Origin of the sequence: Agrobacterium cavarae (assembly GCF_004310285.1) — a bacterium.
In the GTDB taxonomy this organism is placed as follows: Bacteria; Pseudomonadota; Alphaproteobacteria; order Rhizobiales; family Rhizobiaceae; genus Agrobacterium; species Agrobacterium cavarae.
Genome location: NZ_SISF01000032.1, coordinates 471,590 through 486,576, shown reverse-complemented (window position 1 = coordinate 486,576; position 14,987 = coordinate 471,590). Strand labels below are relative to the sequence as shown.

The window sequence follows — 14,987 nt, the reverse complement described above, 5'->3', positions numbered from 1 at the left end:
GACTTGGGATGCGGGTGAATTGCCGGGACCGAGTGGCGGACTAAGCGCCATTTTCGTCGTCGGCCGATCTACTCGGTCTTTCATCTTCGCGTATGGCTTCGTTCTCCTCAATGCTTCCACTCATGAGCATGTACATTTTATTTTGGCTGATGTAACAGGTTGCCCATGTGGTGGGTGGCGTCGGGGAGGCGCTACTTGGCCGGCCCTCATGTTCTCCAGATGCCATTGTGTGCAAGAGAGCTATTTGGCGAAGAGTTTGTGAAACAGGACGGATTGAGCTTGAAAGCTGTGATACTGGCCGGTGGCCTCGGAACTCGCATTTCTGAAGAGACTCACCTTCGTCCGAAACCGATGATCGAGATCGGTGGTAAACCCATTCTCTGGCACATTATGAAGCTGTACTCAGCGCATGGGGTGAATGATTTCATCATCTGCTGCGGCTACAAAGGCTATGTGATCAAAGAATACTTTGCCAATTACTTTCTTCACATGTCCGACGTCACCTTTGATATGAGCCACAATGAAATGCAGGTTCATCGACGCAACGCTGAGCCGTGGAAGGTGACGCTGCTTGATACCGGCGAAACCACAATGACCGGCGGTCGTCTGAAGCGCGTCGGAGAATACCTCGAAGGCGAAGAGAGCTTTTGCTTCACTTATGGCGACGGTCTCAGCGACGTTAATGTGACTGACCTCATCGCGTTTCACACAGAACACGGGAAGCTTGCGACGGTGACAGCCGTTCATCCACCCGCACGATACGGTGCTTTGGACCTTGATGGCAGCAAGGTGACGGGGTTTGTCGAAAAGCCGCGTGGAGACGGCGGCCTCATCAACGGAGGCTTCTTCGTTCTCTCTCCGAAATGCCTGGATTTTATCGAGGGGGACAGCACTCCATGGGAAGGCGTGCCCATGATCAATCTGGCAGCTCAAGGCGATCTCATGGCTTACGAACACGATGGTTTCTGGCAGCCCATGGACACTCTTCGAGAGAAGAATCTTCTGGAAGAACTTTGGGCCTCTAACAAGGCGCCTTGGAAAATCTGGTGACGATGAACGGTGCGCTCCCCAATCACGGTTTCTGGCGTGGCAAAAATGTCTTACTGACGGGCCACACCGGCTTTAAAGGTGCGTGGCTGTCGCTTTGGCTCGCCAAAATGGGAGCACATGTCACAGGCGTCGGCTTGCCGCCGACCGCTGAGCCAAGTCTCCACTCACTTTTGCCTGCTCCGTCGAACAGTTATCTTCAGGATATTCGCGACAAGTCAGAGCTTCTCGTGATTGGAAAAGCGGCGTCGCCGGATATCATCCTGCATCTCGCCGCGCAGGCACTCGTGAGACCAAGCTACGATGATCCTGTTGGAACCTTCGAGACGAATGTGATCGGCACAGCCAATCTGTTGGAGTGCACCCGGCACCTGCCGTCCGCACGCGTTGTCGTGGTAGTGACAACCGACAAAGTTTACCAGAACCTTGAGCATCCATTCCCCTATCGTGAGAACGATCACCTGGGCGGGCACGATCCATATAGTGCGAGCAAGGCGGCTTGCGAACTCGTTGTTGCGAGCTATAGGGAGAGCTTTCTGAAGGAAGCCGAGGTTGCAGTTGCGACCGCGCGCGCCGGGAATGTGATAGGTGGAGGCGACTGGTCGGTCGATCGTCTTTTGCCGGATGCCGTTCGGGCTTGGCAGTCAAACACCCCTCTTCACGTACGGCGTCCCGAAGCCAGAAGGCCTTGGCAGCATGTCTTGGAACCGCTTTCGGCGTATCTGGTCTTGGCTGAACGTCTATGGGAAGAACCTCAACTTGCTGGCAGCTATAACTTCGGCCCCGTGAGCCATGAAGCGGCGTCGGTGCATGAGGTGATCGAAATCGCTCGCTCCGCTTTCGGGCGAGGGGACGTCGTATACGGCGAAGGTACAGAAGGTCCCCACGAGGCGGGATGGCTTGCATTGGAAACCGCGAAGGCGCGACATGTCCTCAACGTGACCCCGAGGTGGACATTGAACCAGGCCATTACGCGCACGATGACATGGTACCGAAATCAAGCACAAGGTGCAGATGTATACGCGCTCTGCGAGGCGGAAATTTCATGTTATGAGGCCGCGGCATGACACGCTTCACGATACACGAGTTGCCGCTGCCGGGTCTCAAGGTCGTCGAGCGACAAAATCTGGGTGACCCGCGCGGCTTTCTCTCTCGCATGTTCTGCGCAGAGGAACTTGCAGTAGCGGGTTGGGCCTCTCCAATTGCCCAGATCAATTTGACCAGGACACTTCGGAGAGGGACAGTGCGCGGTATGCACTATCAGCACCCACCGCATGCGGAGATGAAGCTCGTCAATTGTCTGCGCGGCGCCGTGCTTGATGTCGCGATTGATCTCAGAAGCGGATCGCCAACGTTTCTGCAATGGCAGGCCGAAGAACTTTCTGCGGAGAATCGGCGTTCGATGCTGATCCCAGAAGGTTTCGCTCATGGCTTTCAAACTTTGACCGATGACTGCGAGCTTCTCTACTTTCATTCTGTGACACATGTCCCGGGGTCTGAAGGTGCACTGAGCGCACTTGATCCAAGGCTGAATATCTGTTGGCCTTTAGAGATTACTGAAATGTCTGAACGCGACCGCTTGCATCCGCGTCTCACCGATCAATTCACAGGACTGATTCTATGAAGTGCCGCCATTGCGCCAGCGAGCTTCGCTGTGACTTTCTCGATCTTGGCTTTGCCCCGCCATCAAACGCGTACCTGACAAAAGACGCGCTCTCGAAGCCGGAAGTGTACTTTCCGCTGCGCCTGAAAGTGTGTGAAGAATGCTGGTTGGTGCAGACGGAGGATTATGCCTCAGCAGAGACCTTCTTCAGCTCCGACTACGCCTACTTTTCAAGCGCATCAAGAAGCTGGCTTGACCATGCATCTCGATATACTGACATGATTACGAAGCGCCTCGGCCTAAGTAACGAAAGCATGGTGATTGAGGTTGCGTCCAATGACGGTTACCTGCTCCGAAATTTTGTCGCCGCCGGCATCCCTTGTCTTGGCATTGAGCCGACAGACAGTACGGCTGAAGCCGCAGAAGCCCAGGGAATACCGGTTCTGCGAAAGTTTTTTGGGGAGGAACTGGCGAAGTCCCTGGAATCGGAAGGTCGTACGGCCGATCTCATTCTCGGTAATAACGTGTACGCGCATGTTCCGGACATCAATGATTTTACGCGAGGCCTCAAGGCGGCCCTCAAAAGCGAAGGAACGATCACACTCGAATTCCCTCATCTTATGGAATTGATCGAGCACAACCAGTTCGATACCGTCTACCACGAGCACTTCTCGTACCTCTCGCTCTTTACCGTGCAGAGAATCTTCGAGCAGGCAGGACTAAGAGTTTTCGATGTTGAGCAACTGACAACGCATGGCGGCAGCCTGCGAGTTTACGGGTGCCACGACACTGATCAGAGACCTACCCTAGAATCGGTTCAGCAGATTATCGATGAAGAAGCGGCTCGGGGTCTGAGAGCCAAGACTGTTTATGCTGGCTTCCAGCAGAAAGCTGAGGCCGTGAAGAACGACGTGTTGCGCTTCTTGCTGCAAGCCAAGCAGGATGGCAAGACTGTAGGAGCATACGGTGCCGCGGCGAAAGGTAATACGCTCTTGAATTTTGCAGGCGTCAAACCGGATTTGCTGCCCTTCGTTTGCGACGCAGCGGCAGCCAAGCAGAATAAGTACCTACCCGGAAGCCATATTCCTGTCGTTCATCCAGATGAGATGAAAGAGCGGGGGCCGGATTACGTGGTTATTCTGCCGTGGAACATCTTCGAAGAGGTTGGCCAGCAACTAGCCTTTCTCACGGAGACGAAGTTCGTCACCTGTGTGCCGCACTTGGCATTACGATAACTTAAACCTAAGAATTTCGTGTCTCGTTTTGCTGCTGCAGGATTCCCCCCATGATTGAAATTCATCCATCAGCCAAAATCAGTGATCTCTGCGATATTGAGGATTCAACCCGCGGCACAAGAATTATCATTGGTGAAAACTGCGTTGTTGATAGCTTTGTAAAAATAAAGCCCGCAGGTGGCAACGGTGATGTGGTGATTGGGTCGTCCTCCTATATTAATAGTGGCTGCGTCTTATACTCTGGCTCGGGGATCACGATAGGAAATAATGTTCTAATCGCGGCAAACTGCACCTTGGCTCCGGTCAATCATGATTTTCGCGACCCTGATAGACTTATTCGAGAGCAAGGCTTTCTTCCGAGCAAAGGCGGCATCAGGGTAGAGAATGACGTTTGGATTGGAGCGAATAGTGTCATCCTGGATGGTGCATACTTACGAGAGGGCTGCATCATTGGTGCGGGGTCGATTGTCCGCGGTGAAGTTCCGAGTTATGCGATTATGGGCGGGAACCCACTCAAAATACTTGGCAGTCGAAAATGAAATTCACCGTTTATGGTGCATCTGGATTCATTGGCGCCAGCCTCATCAGCTACCTTAAGTCGAAGGGGCACAAGGTTGACGCTGTTTCACGTCAAAATCTAAACGAACGACGGAACGACCTAGGCCACTGTATCTACGCAATCGGCCTGACGTCTGATTTTCGAACACGTCCGTTTGATACAATCGAGGCACATGTTTCGCTGTTAAATCAGATACTGCGTGATGCCAAGTTCCAGTCGCTTCTATACCTTTCATCAACGCGGGTATACGCTAAGTCTGGCCGAGGCGACGAAGACGCTTGCTTGCCTGTTAGCAGCGCGGATCCATCGGACCTTTACAATATATCGAAGTTGGCTGGCGAAGCGATCTGCCTTTCTTCTGGATTGGCCGCTGTACGCGTGGCGCGGTTGTCGAATGTCATCGGTTTGCATGAGCTTGACGCAGACACGTTCGTTGGGGACCTATGCCGCGAGGCAAGACGCGGTCACATCCAATTGAGAACTGATTTAGCGTCCTCAAAAGATTACGTCTGGATAGAGGACGTCGTCGAGGTGCTCACACGGATCGCTGTGGAAGGCAAACATTCAATTTACAACGTAGCTAGTGGTGTCAATCTTCCTCATCAATCGTGGGTCGATGCGATTTCGGCTATAAGTGGATGCACCGTTGCAGTGAATGAGGAAGCTCCGCAGGTCACGTTCCCTTTAATTTCGGTCAAGAGAATAGCCAGCGAATTTGGAATCAAGCCCTCATCAGTACTCAACCACCTACCAGCTATTCTCAATCGGCAAGTTAACACTGATAATTGAAGGACCCGTGCGCAATGAATGCCATAGATCTATTTGAAGAAGAACGTAAAGCGACCGTCGACGGCTACCGAAACGATGCCGAGTTTCAGTCGCTGAGCTATGCTTGGCGAGAATCGTCGATGGCTAAGCGGTATGTCTATAATTTCGACTGGCTCGGCCGACCAATCATTCAGTATCCGCAAGACATACAGGCGATGCAGGAGATAATCTGGTCGACTAAGCCGGATCTTATTATCGAGACCGGCATCGCGCATGGTGGTTCGCTTATCTTGAGCGCTTCTATGCTGGCGTTACTCGATATGTGCGAAGCTATAGAAGCGGGAACCTCGATCAATCCTGCTGAGTCAAAGCGTAAGGTCATTGGCGTGGATATCGACATCCGGCCCCACAATCGGGATGCGATCGAGCGGCATCCCATGGCCAGTCGCATTCAAATGCTTCAGGGATCATCAGTTGCGAAAGATATCGTTGAAGTGGTCTCTGACGCTGCGGCTTCCTATGGTCGTGTGATGGTGTGCCTCGATTCCATGCATACGCATGACCATGTCTTGGCAGAATTGGAGGCCTACGCTCCTTTGGTTACTTCTGGTTGTTATTGCGTCGTGTTCGACACGTTCGTAGAGGATCTTCCGAAAGACTTCTTCAAGGATCGACCGTGGAACCCTGGGGATAGTCCGAAGAGCGCCGTCGCCGACTATTTGAGCCGACATCCGGATTTTCAGGTCGACAAAGAGGTCGAAGGTAAGTTGCTTATCACCGTCGCGCCTGACGGCTTCCTCAAGCGCGCTTAGGGCTCTTCCTGTGGTGATATTGAAGAGGCGGCCGATGTGTCGCCTTTTCAGTGCGTCATGCTGACGCTAATTGGCTCAACTTTCAAAACGTCGCGACAAGATTCTGCGTATTTTTCTCTCGAACTTCATTCTAGCTACTGCTACCGGGTAACAAGCCAAAAATGCTATTCGGAAAGAGGGCGGCTCAAGCGTCATGAATTGACTGACCATGGTGCGCTCAAAGACTGAAGGCCGCTTCTCTTTAATGGCGCCAGGAGCGCGGGGTTGTGCGGCTCGTTTGTAAAGCCGTGTTGGCCCGGCGAAAAGAATGGGAAACTGGCGAAGACAATCCGTGAGCATCATGACGTCGCCAGGAGCACCAAATCCTGAAAATATTTCAAAACTACGTTCGGTTATCGCGTCCCGAGGGAACACTCCGTAAATTATATTGGCTTTTCCGAGGTTCGCTGGCTCGATGGCATATGTGATCTGCCGCCTGAGCGCATGTCCCTTATATTCCATCTTCCTGCAGTTCGCCTGATGGGCCATATCCACGCCATCATAGGTCGCCATCTGCAGGTGACCGAACACTATGGCGCGTTGTTCAAGCGCAAGCGGCACGAGTTTAGATAGCCAATCAGGATCGATCCAATCGTCATGTGCCATCCACTTGAAAAGCGGGGAAGATGTCTGCTCAAAAACGAAACGAAAATTTCCGGGAGCCCCAATATTTTCTGTTTGCCTCACATACTTGATGCGACTGTCTTTACGCGTAAACTCTTCACATATTTGCTGGGTGCCGTCGGTAGAGGCATTGTCAGAAATGAAGATTTCAAAATCCTGGAAGGTTTGATTAAGAACCGAATCCAAACAGTTTCTAACGTGGGCTGCACCATTGTAGATAGGCAGTCCGATGCTGAGTGTGGCCATTCATAAGTCCTTCGAAACCGACTGCGACTCCTATACAGGATATCAATTCCTCGCTCGGAATCGCTCCGCCCTTACACTAAGCAGATACCAAAGCTTTGGAGAAGACCAAGCTGTGATAGCTAAGAGAAGATTATTGGTGCCCCTTGCCGAAGTCCCTGAACTTAGCTGCGTCAACGACTTACAATTTTGTGGGGCAAGAAATCAAGCGCTGAAATCATTATAGCTTTTTTCTGAATTGTCCCACACTTTTTCGGTGCTGCCGGAATTTGCCTGACACTTGACTCTTTCATAAAAGGAGAACATTTATAGAACAAACGAGAGAGCATGAAATGTCAGCCGCTGAAAAAATCATCGTCGTCCAATTCAAAAAGAACCGCGCTGGAATTGTGCCCGGCGATATTCGTCAAGCATCAAACGCGGCTTCCGCTGAAAAGATTGCCGCAGCTATGGCTCCCCGGTACATCGGTGTAGCGGCGTATGCCGTCACTGTGGATGAGGAAAGCGGAGACATGGCAAGCCCTCGACTTTTGGTCTCGCACGGGCAGATCGCCGACCTAATGCCTGACTGACGCGCAAATCGAAATTACCACTATTTCATTTTGATTGCTCTTAGACGGGAGATCGGAAACTTGCGGCCTACACAGAAACAACCCGAAGCTGACCCAGTCGCTCATCTTGTCGCTTGGCACGATGGCGACCACCGAGCTGCGATTGAAACATTGATGGAAGATGTGCGGCACTTGAGGGAGCAGCTGGCTTTAGCGTCTGCCGCTATGAGTGCTGGATACACCAGAGGATGGGCGCCGAATGAGGACCGGCAGTGATGCCCAAGCAAGATCTTTTTGCGCGCTTTGACATGTGGTGGAGCAGCATCGGAGAGCAAAGCAGAGCTGCGCTCGACGAGCAAACTGCGCGCATGGCGTTTGTGGCTGGATGTCGAGTGATGACGAAAGCTCTGCCCAAGCAGATACCGGACAGACGCGGCAGGCAGTATCGTTTTCAGTGTGGCCGCTGGAAAGTAACTGTCATCGCGAAGACTGCGCCTGAAGCAAAAGAAAAGGCCATCGGGGTTTTGGATCGGCGCGCTGAAAAATTCATGACTTCCGCGCCAGTTGGAGGCTGGTATCTTTCACCGCTAGGTGCTCATCGATGAGGTTCACAACCTTTTTTTGACGTAGCAACTTCTGGTGATACCGACATCTATGCAGTTGCCCAAATCTTTAGTAAGTGTTTCCTAATTCTGACCGCTTCAGCGGCAATAAGGTGGGGGACAAATTGGCATTCCGTAAAGCTTTCTTCGCGTTCCCCTCACAGCCCATTGAATTATACAATACAATAAAAAACGCGTGTGACCGATCGCGCGCTGCGGTAACCACCGCTGAAATTGTTCAGTGGCCTCAAATGGATATTTTTGGGGCGAATATATCGGACGAGGTGCGCAAGAACATCGTGTCCGCAGACGTCTTGATAGCGGACATTACGTTTCCCAATTACAATGTGTACTACGAGATTGGCTTCGCCATAGGCCTAGGGAAAGCTGTGGCGCCTGTGTTGAACTCGTCATTTGCAGGCGCATCAAAGAATGTGCAGTCTGAGGGTTTCTTCGACACAATTGGCTATAAGAGTTATGAGAACGCCGAGCAATTGCTCGAGACGTTCAAAGATTTGTCGACGACCAACCTGTTGGAGCTCTATGGGAAGTCTCGCAACACTTCGCAACCGCTGTTCCTACTAGATACATCTAAAAAAACAGATTTCCGTAACGCCGTGGTCTCTGCAATAAAAGAGACAAAAGTGTTTTATCGGAGCTTCGATCCGGTCGAGACGTATCGCTTTTCAACCATCCATACAATCGGCGAGGTGAGCGCGTCCGCAGGGGTTGTCATCCCTCTTCTCTCCAGTTCGATCGAGGATGCGGATCGACATAATCTCAGAGCGGCGTTTTTGGCTGGGATGAGCCATGGGATGGGTAAGCACACGCTCCTTCTACAACAAGCTGTGTCAAACAACCCGGTGCCTGTCGACTACCGAGAGTTCGTTGAAACATTAGCGAGCGAATTTGAGATTGGCGAGCGGCTATCAGAGTTTTGCGGCACTGCCCTAAGATCTCTGCAAGAAGAGAAGAAAGCGCGTAAAGGGTCTCGGACTAAACTACAAACGCTGTATCTCGGTGCGTCTGCTGCTGAAAACGAATTTCGCTCCCTGGACAACTACTTTGTTGAGACAGCTGAGTTCGTGAGAACCTTACGTGGGGAAGCGACAGTTGTATCTGGCCGAAAAGGGTCTGGTAAAACAGCTATTTTCTTCATGGTGAGAGATGCTGTCCGCAACCGTAACAACGCTCAAGTTACTGACTTGAAGCCAGAGTCGCATCAGCTAACTTTGTTTAGGCAAGAGCTTCTAAAGCTGGTTGATTTGGGCGTGTTCGATCATACCCTGGCCGCTTTTTGGTACTTTGTCTTTCTGTCTGAAATGCTTTTCACGATCAGGAAAGACTACGTCTATCGCTCAAAATTTGATGGCAAAGCATTGTTTGCTCTTGAAGAGATAGATAATATCTTAAAAGAGTTTGGCGTGTTCGATAGCGGCGACTTCACCGCTCGTATCAATCGCTTAAGCAAATCCATCATCAATGAGATCACTTCGACCAAGGCCGCTAAACAACCGTTGTCACCTGAAAAACTGACTAACATCGTCTTCAGGGGCGGGATTACCAAAATCAAAAATATGGTCGTTCAGCTATCGAATGAACGGACCCAACTGCTCTTGCTATTCGACAACATTGACAAGGGCTGGCCCACTAACGGTGTGGAGGAGATCGACGTCCGGCTGGTCAGATTAATGATCGAAAGTCTGGACAAGATTAGGAGGGACCTTGATGCGGCGGACCGTAATTTCACAAGTACGGTCTTTCTGCGTAACGATATCTATGAACTGCTTGTTGAGCAGACTCCCGATCGCGGTAAAGCCGGACAGATCCGGATCGACTGGAACGACAGAGGTAAGCTTAGGCAGGTCATTCACAAACGGCTGCAGTCCTCGGCAAAGAAAGATTCTGCGAACTTCACACAGCTATGGCTTGAGTACTTTACGCCCACGGTTGGCGCAAAGGACTCTTTTGAATATTGCATCGACCATTGCCTGATGAGACCCAGATTTTTGATCACAATCGTCGAAAACGCTATTGCAAACGCAATTAATCGCGGGAACACCATCGTTCAAGAAGTAGATATTGTCGACGCTGTCCGGCAGCACTCTAACTATCTCATTTCTGAGTTTGGTTATGAAATCCGAGACGCATCAGGCCTGTCGGCAGACATTCTCTACTCTCTCATTGGAACTGAAAGCAGGATAACGAAGGCGGATGTACTGTCCCGGTTTTCCTCCAACGGTATAGCCGACGCCAATCTTGACGAGGCATTTAGACTGATGGTTTGGTATGGCGTGCTAGGCGTCGTAAAGAGTGATGGGCGCGACAAATTCATTTATGACTACGATTACAACATCAAGAGGATATTTGCTGAGACAACGCTGGATGGTAGCACCGGGCTATACGCTATTAATCCTGCGATGCATGTCGCTCTAGAAGCATGAAAAGAAAAAGGCCGCATAAGCGGCCTTTTTAAATTCTTCTGTTGCGACCAGCGCCGCAAGACTACGATAAAAGCGATTACATGACTTCCCCCTGCCATCGCATCACATCGCGCGAACCACATTCGAAATGCCAACGCGCGCTATGGGCACAATGATTATCATCTAAACGACCGATGTCAACGACCGTGTTAACGAATGCCCTCATCTAACCCTTCCTGAGCACTTCGGTTCGATCGCATAGAAGAAAAACTGAGTCGGTCGAAATGCGTTTTGCTGATCGGACCGAGAAAACTGACCCATAACCGTTGATTTTTTGAGGCGACTAATTTATTTTCTGTGCGTACAAAAAAGACTTGCGCCTTCCGGCTATTTATCGTACATACAATATATGAAAATCATTTGGGACGAACCGAAACGACAGACCAACCTGACCAAGCACGGTCTGGACTTTGCGGCCTTGTCTCTTGAATTTTTCGCATCCGCAGCGGTTAAGGACGCCAAGGAAGGGCGCTTCCTAGCGATTGGCGAATTGGATGGCGTAACCATTATCGCCGTAGTGTTCCGCCCGGTCGGTTCGGAGGCACTTTCCGTCATTTCCATGCGGCGGGCGAGCAAGGCAGAAAGGAAGATCCTATGACACGGAAATGGCCGCAGTTCATCACCGCCGACCTGGGAGACAGCAAAGCCGACGACGCGGAAAGAACGCGCCGCTGGCATGAGTATGATCGAGCCATGAAAGACTTGATCGCAAAGGGTGGCGTTCATCAGGACGCGGACGGTTGGTGGGTGGAAACTTCAACTGGCGATCTGGTCGGCCCCGACCCAGCTATCGAGCGCCCCACCGAACTGGATGAAGACACGTCCGTCAAACCATTCCGCGAAGTGTTTCCCGAATTGGCTGACGGCATCGACCAGGAAATCGCGCGACGCGGGAGGCCGAAAGCCGAAACGACGAAAAAGCCAGTCACCATCCGCCTCGATCCCGATATTGTTGATCACTACAAGGCGAGGGGGAAGGGCTGGCAATCCCGCATGAATGACGATCTGAGAAAATTAGCAGGGCTTCAATAAGCCTTCAAGTGTCGCGGACCTGCGTTGGCCCAGCTTGAACGCGGCCTAAACGCAAAAAGCCGCCCGGATTGCTCCGTGCGGCTTTTGTTTACCGTCCAATGAAAAAATCGCCGAGCCGCTTCAAAGCGTCCGCAAATGTCACACCTACGGCCATGGCCGCAAAGCCCATGGTTGCAAGTGCGCCCGTCCCCATCAGCCGCAAGCGTTTCATATCGTCGGTAACAGGCTTCATGTCTGTCACGTCATCTTTTACGAGCGCCACTGTCTGTTCGACGTCGCCGACGCGATCTACCATCTCATCAAGCCGCCTATGTACGACGGCACGACTTTCAGCCGCCTTGTCTTCAGAGCGTCTGGACTGATCTTCCATTCGTCGTATCGAGTCCTTTAGTCCCTCCATCCCTTCTACCAGTCGCCCAAGCTGCTGATGAATAGACGGATCAAATTCACCAGGTGCCATAGCTCAAACCACCCCCGTTACAGGTGCGGCCCTTGGCACATGACAGATGACCAGAACCGAAAGAGGTTTTGGTGTCGTCGTAAAAGGCGGCGCATCGGGTAGTGCGACGGTCTACGAAATCCGCCGCAAGGTCCCACCTCAGTTGTGTGTTGCGTGGCTTTTCAGTTCCATACTTCGGAATCACCCTGTCCATCTTCTTTCGGCATTCCTCCGGTAGATCGGGAAGGTTGACACCCGCCGATGCTCTGCCCCGCGTATCAGCGGCGGCAATAAGCCTCGCCTCTTTGCTCGCACAGCCAGCGGCGATCATCATCGCTCCAACGGTAATCACCGTCATCCATGTTTTGATTGTCATCTTTGATCGCCTGTTCCTGTTTGGCTTCGGCCTGCTGTTGAATGAGGGCATCGGCCAACGCCCGTTTGCGGTTCTCTTCGAGCGCCAGCGCAGCGGCATTGCGCTGGCGTTCCATCTCGGCGGCTTTCGCTTCAGCGGCGGTCTTTTCTGAAAGCAGGACGTAGCCTTCAAGCAGCGCCGCGTCGTGAAACGAAAGCCACAGCCGAAAGCCGCCAACAGAAAGCAAGACGCAGATGATGAGGGCGCATACTCGCCCTGTGAGCGACGTCGGGAGAAGGAAGCTCATAGGCCGCTCACGCAAAGTTCGGCTTCACCGATCCGCCACGCGTCGCCCATTTCGCGACGGTTGACGAGACCGCGCACGATCCGACCGCCCGCCTTGTTGAATGCCGTTTGAGCCTCGCAAGCGAAGCGCCACATTCCCGCTTCGATGCGGCCCTTGGCGGTCGATCGGCACCATGCACCGACGCCAAAATTGTAAGAGCCGGTGATCATGGAGGCCCGGACGCTGACCGGCGCTTTCGCAAGGTTTGGCGAGCATTCCATGATCTTCTGATAATAGTCGTCATGGACGCGGCGAAGCAGCATGTCGAAGCATTGTGCTTTCGTCTTCGACATGCCGGGACCTATGCCCTTCGTTTCGCCGTAGCAAATATCCCAAATCTTGGCGAAGGGGTCCCAATGGGATTTCAGAACCAGCCCCTCCCAGGGCATGATTGCTTTTTCGACTGCCAGAATAACGGCAGGGTCCATCTTCTGCTCTGTGGCGTAGCGATCGTAGATCGCATAGCTGCCACTGGCGATGCCAAGGAGGACGGAAGCAATTGCAGCTCTACCGCGCTTCGTCGGCGTGATCTTGTTGATCGGCATCGATCATACCTTTCTGAACGAGGATTCGGGAAATGAAGGCGGCACAGGTCGCGCCGCCCGAAAACGCAGCGAACAAGCCGCGCGGGATTTCGAAGTAACCGTCGATGAGGGGTAGGAAGACTTCGAGGCCGGACAAGAGACCGGCAAGCAGGATCCATCGAATGGACCAGGCGCGTTTCAGCACCTGCCACTTATTGGCAATAAACATGGGACTTCCGGATTGTTAGAGATGAACGCTAAGAGCGTCCCTAGAGGTCGGCCTGTTAATCCGCCTGTGGCGACGCCGTCTGCTCTGCTTTGAAAGCATTGATCCGGTCATCGCGCTCGATTGGCGGGACATCATGCGGAACATGCAGCGTGTTCGTGTTTCCCTCTGGATACACAACGGAGACGGTGATGTTGCCTTGCGCGTCGTATTGCAAGTAAAGCTCGACTTCGTCCATTCACGCCACCTTGAAGAATATGCCAGCGTAACCGCTGTTGTTGCCTCTGCTAAAGTTTTGGCCGGTTAGATCAGGCCAAACGCCGAAAGCTTGAGTGTTTCCCAAGAACGAAACCGATGATGCCGTTCCTGACGCCACCTGTGATGCCGTACCGCCAAGAAGGGCGGCGATAAAGGTCGAGTTAGAACCAAAGGCTTGGAAAACGGCTGTTGTGGTGTCGCCGTTTATGCCCATCCAGTAGAGGCCGGGATTGAGTGTTACGTTTCCACCGACCAAAGCGCCACTCATCGCGCCGGTAGTGCCAGCCGACATATTGGCAGTAGCGCCAAGAACATTGCCGGAGGGGAGCTTCGTGACGGGATCGGCAGCATAAATAGCTAATTGAAAAGCCTTACCGCTTTCCGAAGTGGTCACGCGCACCGCTAATTCCGATATCGTAACCCGCTCTTTGATAACGATCGGATGAAACTTGATCTGCCCGCCAACGACTGCGGCCCCGCCAGAAACAATCGTATTGATCCCTTGATAATAGTTCCCAGACGTGTAGCCGAAGAAGTCGGCGTTATCTTGCCGCACCCATGAAGCAGCGCCTGCCGTAGCGTCGCGGCAAATGTACTCGATCCCCGTCGCAGAGTTGAGCCACTTGGAGTTAACCGAAAACCCATCGTCCTCATCATCGGACATGGTGGGGACAGTTGTTGATATCGCGTTTTTCGGGAGGCCGTCGATCGCCTCCAATCCAGCATTGATCTTGGCGCGGGCATCAGCGCCAGTGGCTTTACTGCCGATCGTTCCGATAGCCATCAGGCAGCATCCTTCCAAATTGCGGCATCGTCCCACGCGCCGTCATCATCCCATAAGCCGCTCGCTAAAAGCCAAAGAACCGTGGGCCGTAATGCTACGGACCGGCTCTCAGCGAGACCAAAGCCAAGTGAAAAGCCACTCATATTAGATCCTCTTTTTCTGCCACGGAGAGCGACTAGCGGTTATCCCTAAAGCCACGCACGGCTACAGTGACAGCATCCCCGGTTCTGATCGAGACCCTGTCGGTACTGGCGAGATTGCACACGATTTCGCGGGTGCGCTCCGTTTCAAGGATCATGTAATCATCCGTGTTTTGATCTGGAGCGCCCTGCGAAATGCAGACGTAGACGCGCTGGCGGCAGTCAACTTGGATGCCGAACCGGGAGTAAAGCCCGCCATCGACAATCTGTTGCCACTGGACAGCGCCAGCCGCTTTGAAGGTGTTAGCCATCAGTCG

21 protein-coding genes are annotated in these 14,987 nt (G+C 52.5%); 13 read left to right on the top strand and 8 right to left on the bottom strand.

The genetic code is table 11. The annotated features are described in order from the left end of the window. The first annotated feature begins 279 nt into the window (after positions 1 to 279). From rfbF to EYC79_RS18265, 7 genes are read left to right on the top strand one after another with little or no spacing between them, the layout of a single operon-like run. Positions 280 to 1,050 carry a glucose-1-phosphate cytidylyltransferase gene (gene rfbF / locus EYC79_RS18295; protein ID WP_130978978.1) on the top strand — a complete coding sequence of 257 codons (771 nt, stop codon included), beginning with the start codon at positions 280 to 282 and terminating at the stop codon, positions 1,048 to 1,050. Between the two features lie 2 nt (positions 1,051 to 1,052). Next, positions 1,053 to 2,114 (top strand): CDP-glucose 4,6-dehydratase, encoded by a 1,062-nt coding sequence (rfbG, locus tag EYC79_RS18290; protein WP_130978976.1) that lies wholly within the window; start codon positions 1,053 to 1,055, stop codon positions 2,112 to 2,114. Further along, the gene (locus tag EYC79_RS18285) at positions 2,111 to 2,671 is read left to right on the top strand and encodes a dTDP-4-dehydrorhamnose 3,5-epimerase family protein (protein ID WP_130978920.1); all 561 of its coding nucleotides are present in this window, start codon (positions 2,111 to 2,113) and stop codon (positions 2,669 to 2,671) included. Before rfbG ends, EYC79_RS18285 begins: the two co-directional genes overlap by 4 nt. Next, the gene (locus EYC79_RS18280) at positions 2,668 to 3,885 is read left to right on the top strand and encodes a class I SAM-dependent methyltransferase (protein ID WP_130978918.1); all 1,218 of its coding nucleotides are present in this window, start codon (positions 2,668 to 2,670) and stop codon (positions 3,883 to 3,885) included. The genes EYC79_RS18285 and EYC79_RS18280 overlap by 4 nt, the downstream gene beginning before the upstream one ends. Before the next feature lie 50 nt (positions 3,886 to 3,935). Continuing rightward, positions 3,936 to 4,424, top strand: coding sequence for an acyltransferase (locus tag EYC79_RS18275; protein WP_062444862.1), 489 nt, complete (start codon positions 3,936 to 3,938; stop codon positions 4,422 to 4,424). After that, positions 4,421 to 5,233, top strand: coding sequence for an NAD-dependent epimerase/dehydratase family protein (locus tag EYC79_RS18270; protein WP_130978916.1), 813 nt, complete (start codon positions 4,421 to 4,423; stop codon positions 5,231 to 5,233). Before EYC79_RS18275 ends, EYC79_RS18270 begins: the two co-directional genes overlap by 4 nt. A 14-nt stretch (positions 5,234 to 5,247) precedes the next feature. Beyond that, positions 5,248 to 6,024 carry a cephalosporin hydroxylase family protein gene (locus EYC79_RS18265; RefSeq protein WP_062444867.1) on the top strand — a complete coding sequence of 259 codons (777 nt, stop codon included), beginning with the start codon at positions 5,248 to 5,250 and terminating at the stop codon, positions 6,022 to 6,024. A gap of 75 nt (positions 6,025 to 6,099) precedes the next feature. Here EYC79_RS18265 and EYC79_RS18260 read toward each other — a convergent pair whose 3' ends face one another. After that, positions 6,100 to 6,933, bottom strand: coding sequence for a glycosyltransferase family 2 protein (locus EYC79_RS18260; protein WP_062444869.1), 834 nt, complete (start codon positions 6,931 to 6,933; stop codon positions 6,100 to 6,102). Positions 6,934 to 7,262: 329 nt separating this feature from the next. Here EYC79_RS18260 and EYC79_RS18255 point away from each other — a divergent pair, with 329 nt between their 5' ends. From EYC79_RS18255 to EYC79_RS24080, 6 genes are all read left to right on the top strand, one after another. Continuing rightward, positions 7,263 to 7,502, top strand: coding sequence for a hypothetical protein (locus EYC79_RS18255; RefSeq protein WP_130978914.1), 240 nt, complete (start codon positions 7,263 to 7,265; stop codon positions 7,500 to 7,502). Positions 7,503 to 7,562: 60 nt separating this feature from the next. Continuing rightward, positions 7,563 to 7,757 (top strand): dehydrogenase, encoded by a 195-nt coding sequence (locus EYC79_RS23855; RefSeq protein WP_130978912.1) that lies wholly within the window; start codon positions 7,563 to 7,565, stop codon positions 7,755 to 7,757. Then, positions 7,757 to 8,086 (top strand): hypothetical protein, encoded by a 330-nt coding sequence (locus tag EYC79_RS18245; RefSeq protein WP_130978910.1) that lies wholly within the window; start codon positions 7,757 to 7,759, stop codon positions 8,084 to 8,086. Before EYC79_RS23855 ends, EYC79_RS18245 begins: the two co-directional genes overlap by 1 nt. 122 nt (positions 8,087 to 8,208) lie before the next feature. Next, positions 8,209 to 10,527 carry a P-loop ATPase, Sll1717 family gene (locus EYC79_RS18240; protein WP_130978909.1) on the top strand — a complete coding sequence of 773 codons (2,319 nt, stop codon included), beginning with the start codon at positions 8,209 to 8,211 and terminating at the stop codon, positions 10,525 to 10,527. Between the two features lie 388 nt (positions 10,528 to 10,915). Further along, a complete protein-coding gene (locus tag EYC79_RS18235; protein ID WP_130978907.1) occupies positions 10,916 to 11,164 on the top strand; it encodes a BrnT family toxin in 249 nt (82 codons plus the stop codon). Beyond that, positions 11,161 to 11,598 carry a BrnA antitoxin family protein gene (locus EYC79_RS24080; protein WP_130978905.1) on the top strand — a complete coding sequence of 146 codons (438 nt, stop codon included), beginning with the start codon at positions 11,161 to 11,163 and terminating at the stop codon, positions 11,596 to 11,598. The genes EYC79_RS18235 and EYC79_RS24080 overlap by 4 nt, the downstream gene beginning before the upstream one ends. 88 nt (positions 11,599 to 11,686) lie before the next feature. Here EYC79_RS24080 and EYC79_RS18225 read toward each other — a convergent pair whose 3' ends face one another. From EYC79_RS18225 to EYC79_RS18190, 7 genes are all read right to left on the bottom strand, one after another. Continuing rightward, positions 11,687 to 12,058, bottom strand: coding sequence for a DUF1515 family protein (locus EYC79_RS18225; RefSeq protein ID WP_130978903.1), 372 nt, complete (start codon positions 12,056 to 12,058; stop codon positions 11,687 to 11,689). A gap of 257 nt (positions 12,059 to 12,315) precedes the next feature. After that, complete coding sequence (locus EYC79_RS18215; protein WP_130978901.1) at positions 12,316 to 12,699, bottom strand: hypothetical protein; 384 nt, start codon at positions 12,697 to 12,699, stop codon at positions 12,316 to 12,318. Next, positions 12,696 to 13,283 (bottom strand): lysozyme, encoded by a 588-nt coding sequence (locus EYC79_RS18210; protein ID WP_130978899.1) that lies wholly within the window; start codon positions 13,281 to 13,283, stop codon positions 12,696 to 12,698. Before EYC79_RS18210 ends, EYC79_RS18215 begins: the two co-directional genes overlap by 4 nt. After that, entirely contained in the window at positions 13,246 to 13,491 is a 246-nt protein-coding gene (locus EYC79_RS18205; RefSeq protein WP_130978897.1) for a DUF7940 domain-containing protein, read from the bottom strand. The genes EYC79_RS18210 and EYC79_RS18205 overlap by 38 nt, the downstream gene beginning before the upstream one ends. A 55-nt stretch (positions 13,492 to 13,546) precedes the next feature. Continuing rightward, positions 13,547 to 13,726 (bottom strand): hypothetical protein, encoded by a 180-nt coding sequence (locus EYC79_RS18200; RefSeq protein ID WP_130978896.1) that lies wholly within the window; start codon positions 13,724 to 13,726, stop codon positions 13,547 to 13,549. Next, positions 13,727 to 14,530: a hypothetical protein gene (locus EYC79_RS18195; RefSeq protein ID WP_130978895.1), complete on the bottom strand. Its 804-nt coding sequence runs from the start codon at positions 14,528 to 14,530 to the stop codon at positions 13,727 to 13,729. Positions 14,531 to 14,705: 175 nt separating this feature from the next. Beyond that, complete coding sequence (locus EYC79_RS18190) at positions 14,706 to 14,981, bottom strand: hypothetical protein (RefSeq protein ID WP_130978893.1); 276 nt, start codon at positions 14,979 to 14,981, stop codon at positions 14,706 to 14,708. Between the last annotated feature and the right edge of the window lie 6 nt (positions 14,982 to 14,987).

Bases quoted from the DNA above. Each gene is read 5' to 3' on its own strand.
- rfbG (WP_130978976.1), top strand. From the start codon at position 1,053: ATGAACGGTGCGCTCCCCAATCACGGTTTCTGGCGTGGCAAAAATGTC.
- EYC79_RS18285 (WP_130978920.1), top strand. From the start codon at position 2,111: ATGACACGCTTCACGATACACGAGTTGCCGCTGCCGGGTCTCAAGGTC.
- EYC79_RS18280 (WP_130978918.1), top strand. From the start codon at position 2,668: ATGAAGTGCCGCCATTGCGCCAGCGAGCTTCGCTGTGACTTTCTCGAT.
- EYC79_RS18275 (WP_062444862.1), top strand. From the start codon at position 3,936: ATGATTGAAATTCATCCATCAGCCAAAATCAGTGATCTCTGCGATATT.
- EYC79_RS18270 (WP_130978916.1), top strand. From the start codon at position 4,421: ATGAAATTCACCGTTTATGGTGCATCTGGATTCATTGGCGCCAGCCTC.
- EYC79_RS18265 (WP_062444867.1), top strand. From the start codon at position 5,248: ATGAATGCCATAGATCTATTTGAAGAAGAACGTAAAGCGACCGTCGAC.
- EYC79_RS18260 (WP_062444869.1), bottom strand. From the start codon at position 6,933: ATGGCCACACTCAGCATCGGACTGCCTATCTACAATGGTGCAGCCCAC.
- EYC79_RS18255 (WP_130978914.1), top strand. From the start codon at position 7,263: ATGTCAGCCGCTGAAAAAATCATCGTCGTCCAATTCAAAAAGAACCGC.
- EYC79_RS18245 (WP_130978910.1), top strand. From the start codon at position 7,757: ATGCCCAAGCAAGATCTTTTTGCGCGCTTTGACATGTGGTGGAGCAGC.
- EYC79_RS18235 (WP_130978907.1), top strand. From the start codon at position 10,916: ATGAAAATCATTTGGGACGAACCGAAACGACAGACCAACCTGACCAAG.
- EYC79_RS24080 (WP_130978905.1), top strand. From the start codon at position 11,161: ATGACACGGAAATGGCCGCAGTTCATCACCGCCGACCTGGGAGACAGC.
- EYC79_RS18225 (WP_130978903.1), bottom strand. From the start codon at position 12,058: ATGGCACCTGGTGAATTTGATCCGTCTATTCATCAGCAGCTTGGGCGA.
- EYC79_RS18215 (WP_130978901.1), bottom strand. From the start codon at position 12,699: ATGAGCTTCCTTCTCCCGACGTCGCTCACAGGGCGAGTATGCGCCCTC.
- EYC79_RS18210 (WP_130978899.1), bottom strand. From the start codon at position 13,283: ATGCCGATCAACAAGATCACGCCGACGAAGCGCGGTAGAGCTGCAATT.
- EYC79_RS18205 (WP_130978897.1), bottom strand. From the start codon at position 13,491: ATGTTTATTGCCAATAAGTGGCAGGTGCTGAAACGCGCCTGGTCCATT.
- EYC79_RS18200 (WP_130978896.1), bottom strand. From the start codon at position 13,726: ATGGACGAAGTCGAGCTTTACTTGCAATACGACGCGCAAGGCAACATC.
- EYC79_RS18195 (WP_130978895.1), bottom strand. From the start codon at position 14,530: ATGGCTATCGGAACGATCGGCAGTAAAGCCACTGGCGCTGATGCCCGC.
- EYC79_RS18190 (WP_130978893.1), bottom strand. From the start codon at position 14,981: ATGGCTAACACCTTCAAAGCGGCTGGCGCTGTCCAGTGGCAACAGATT.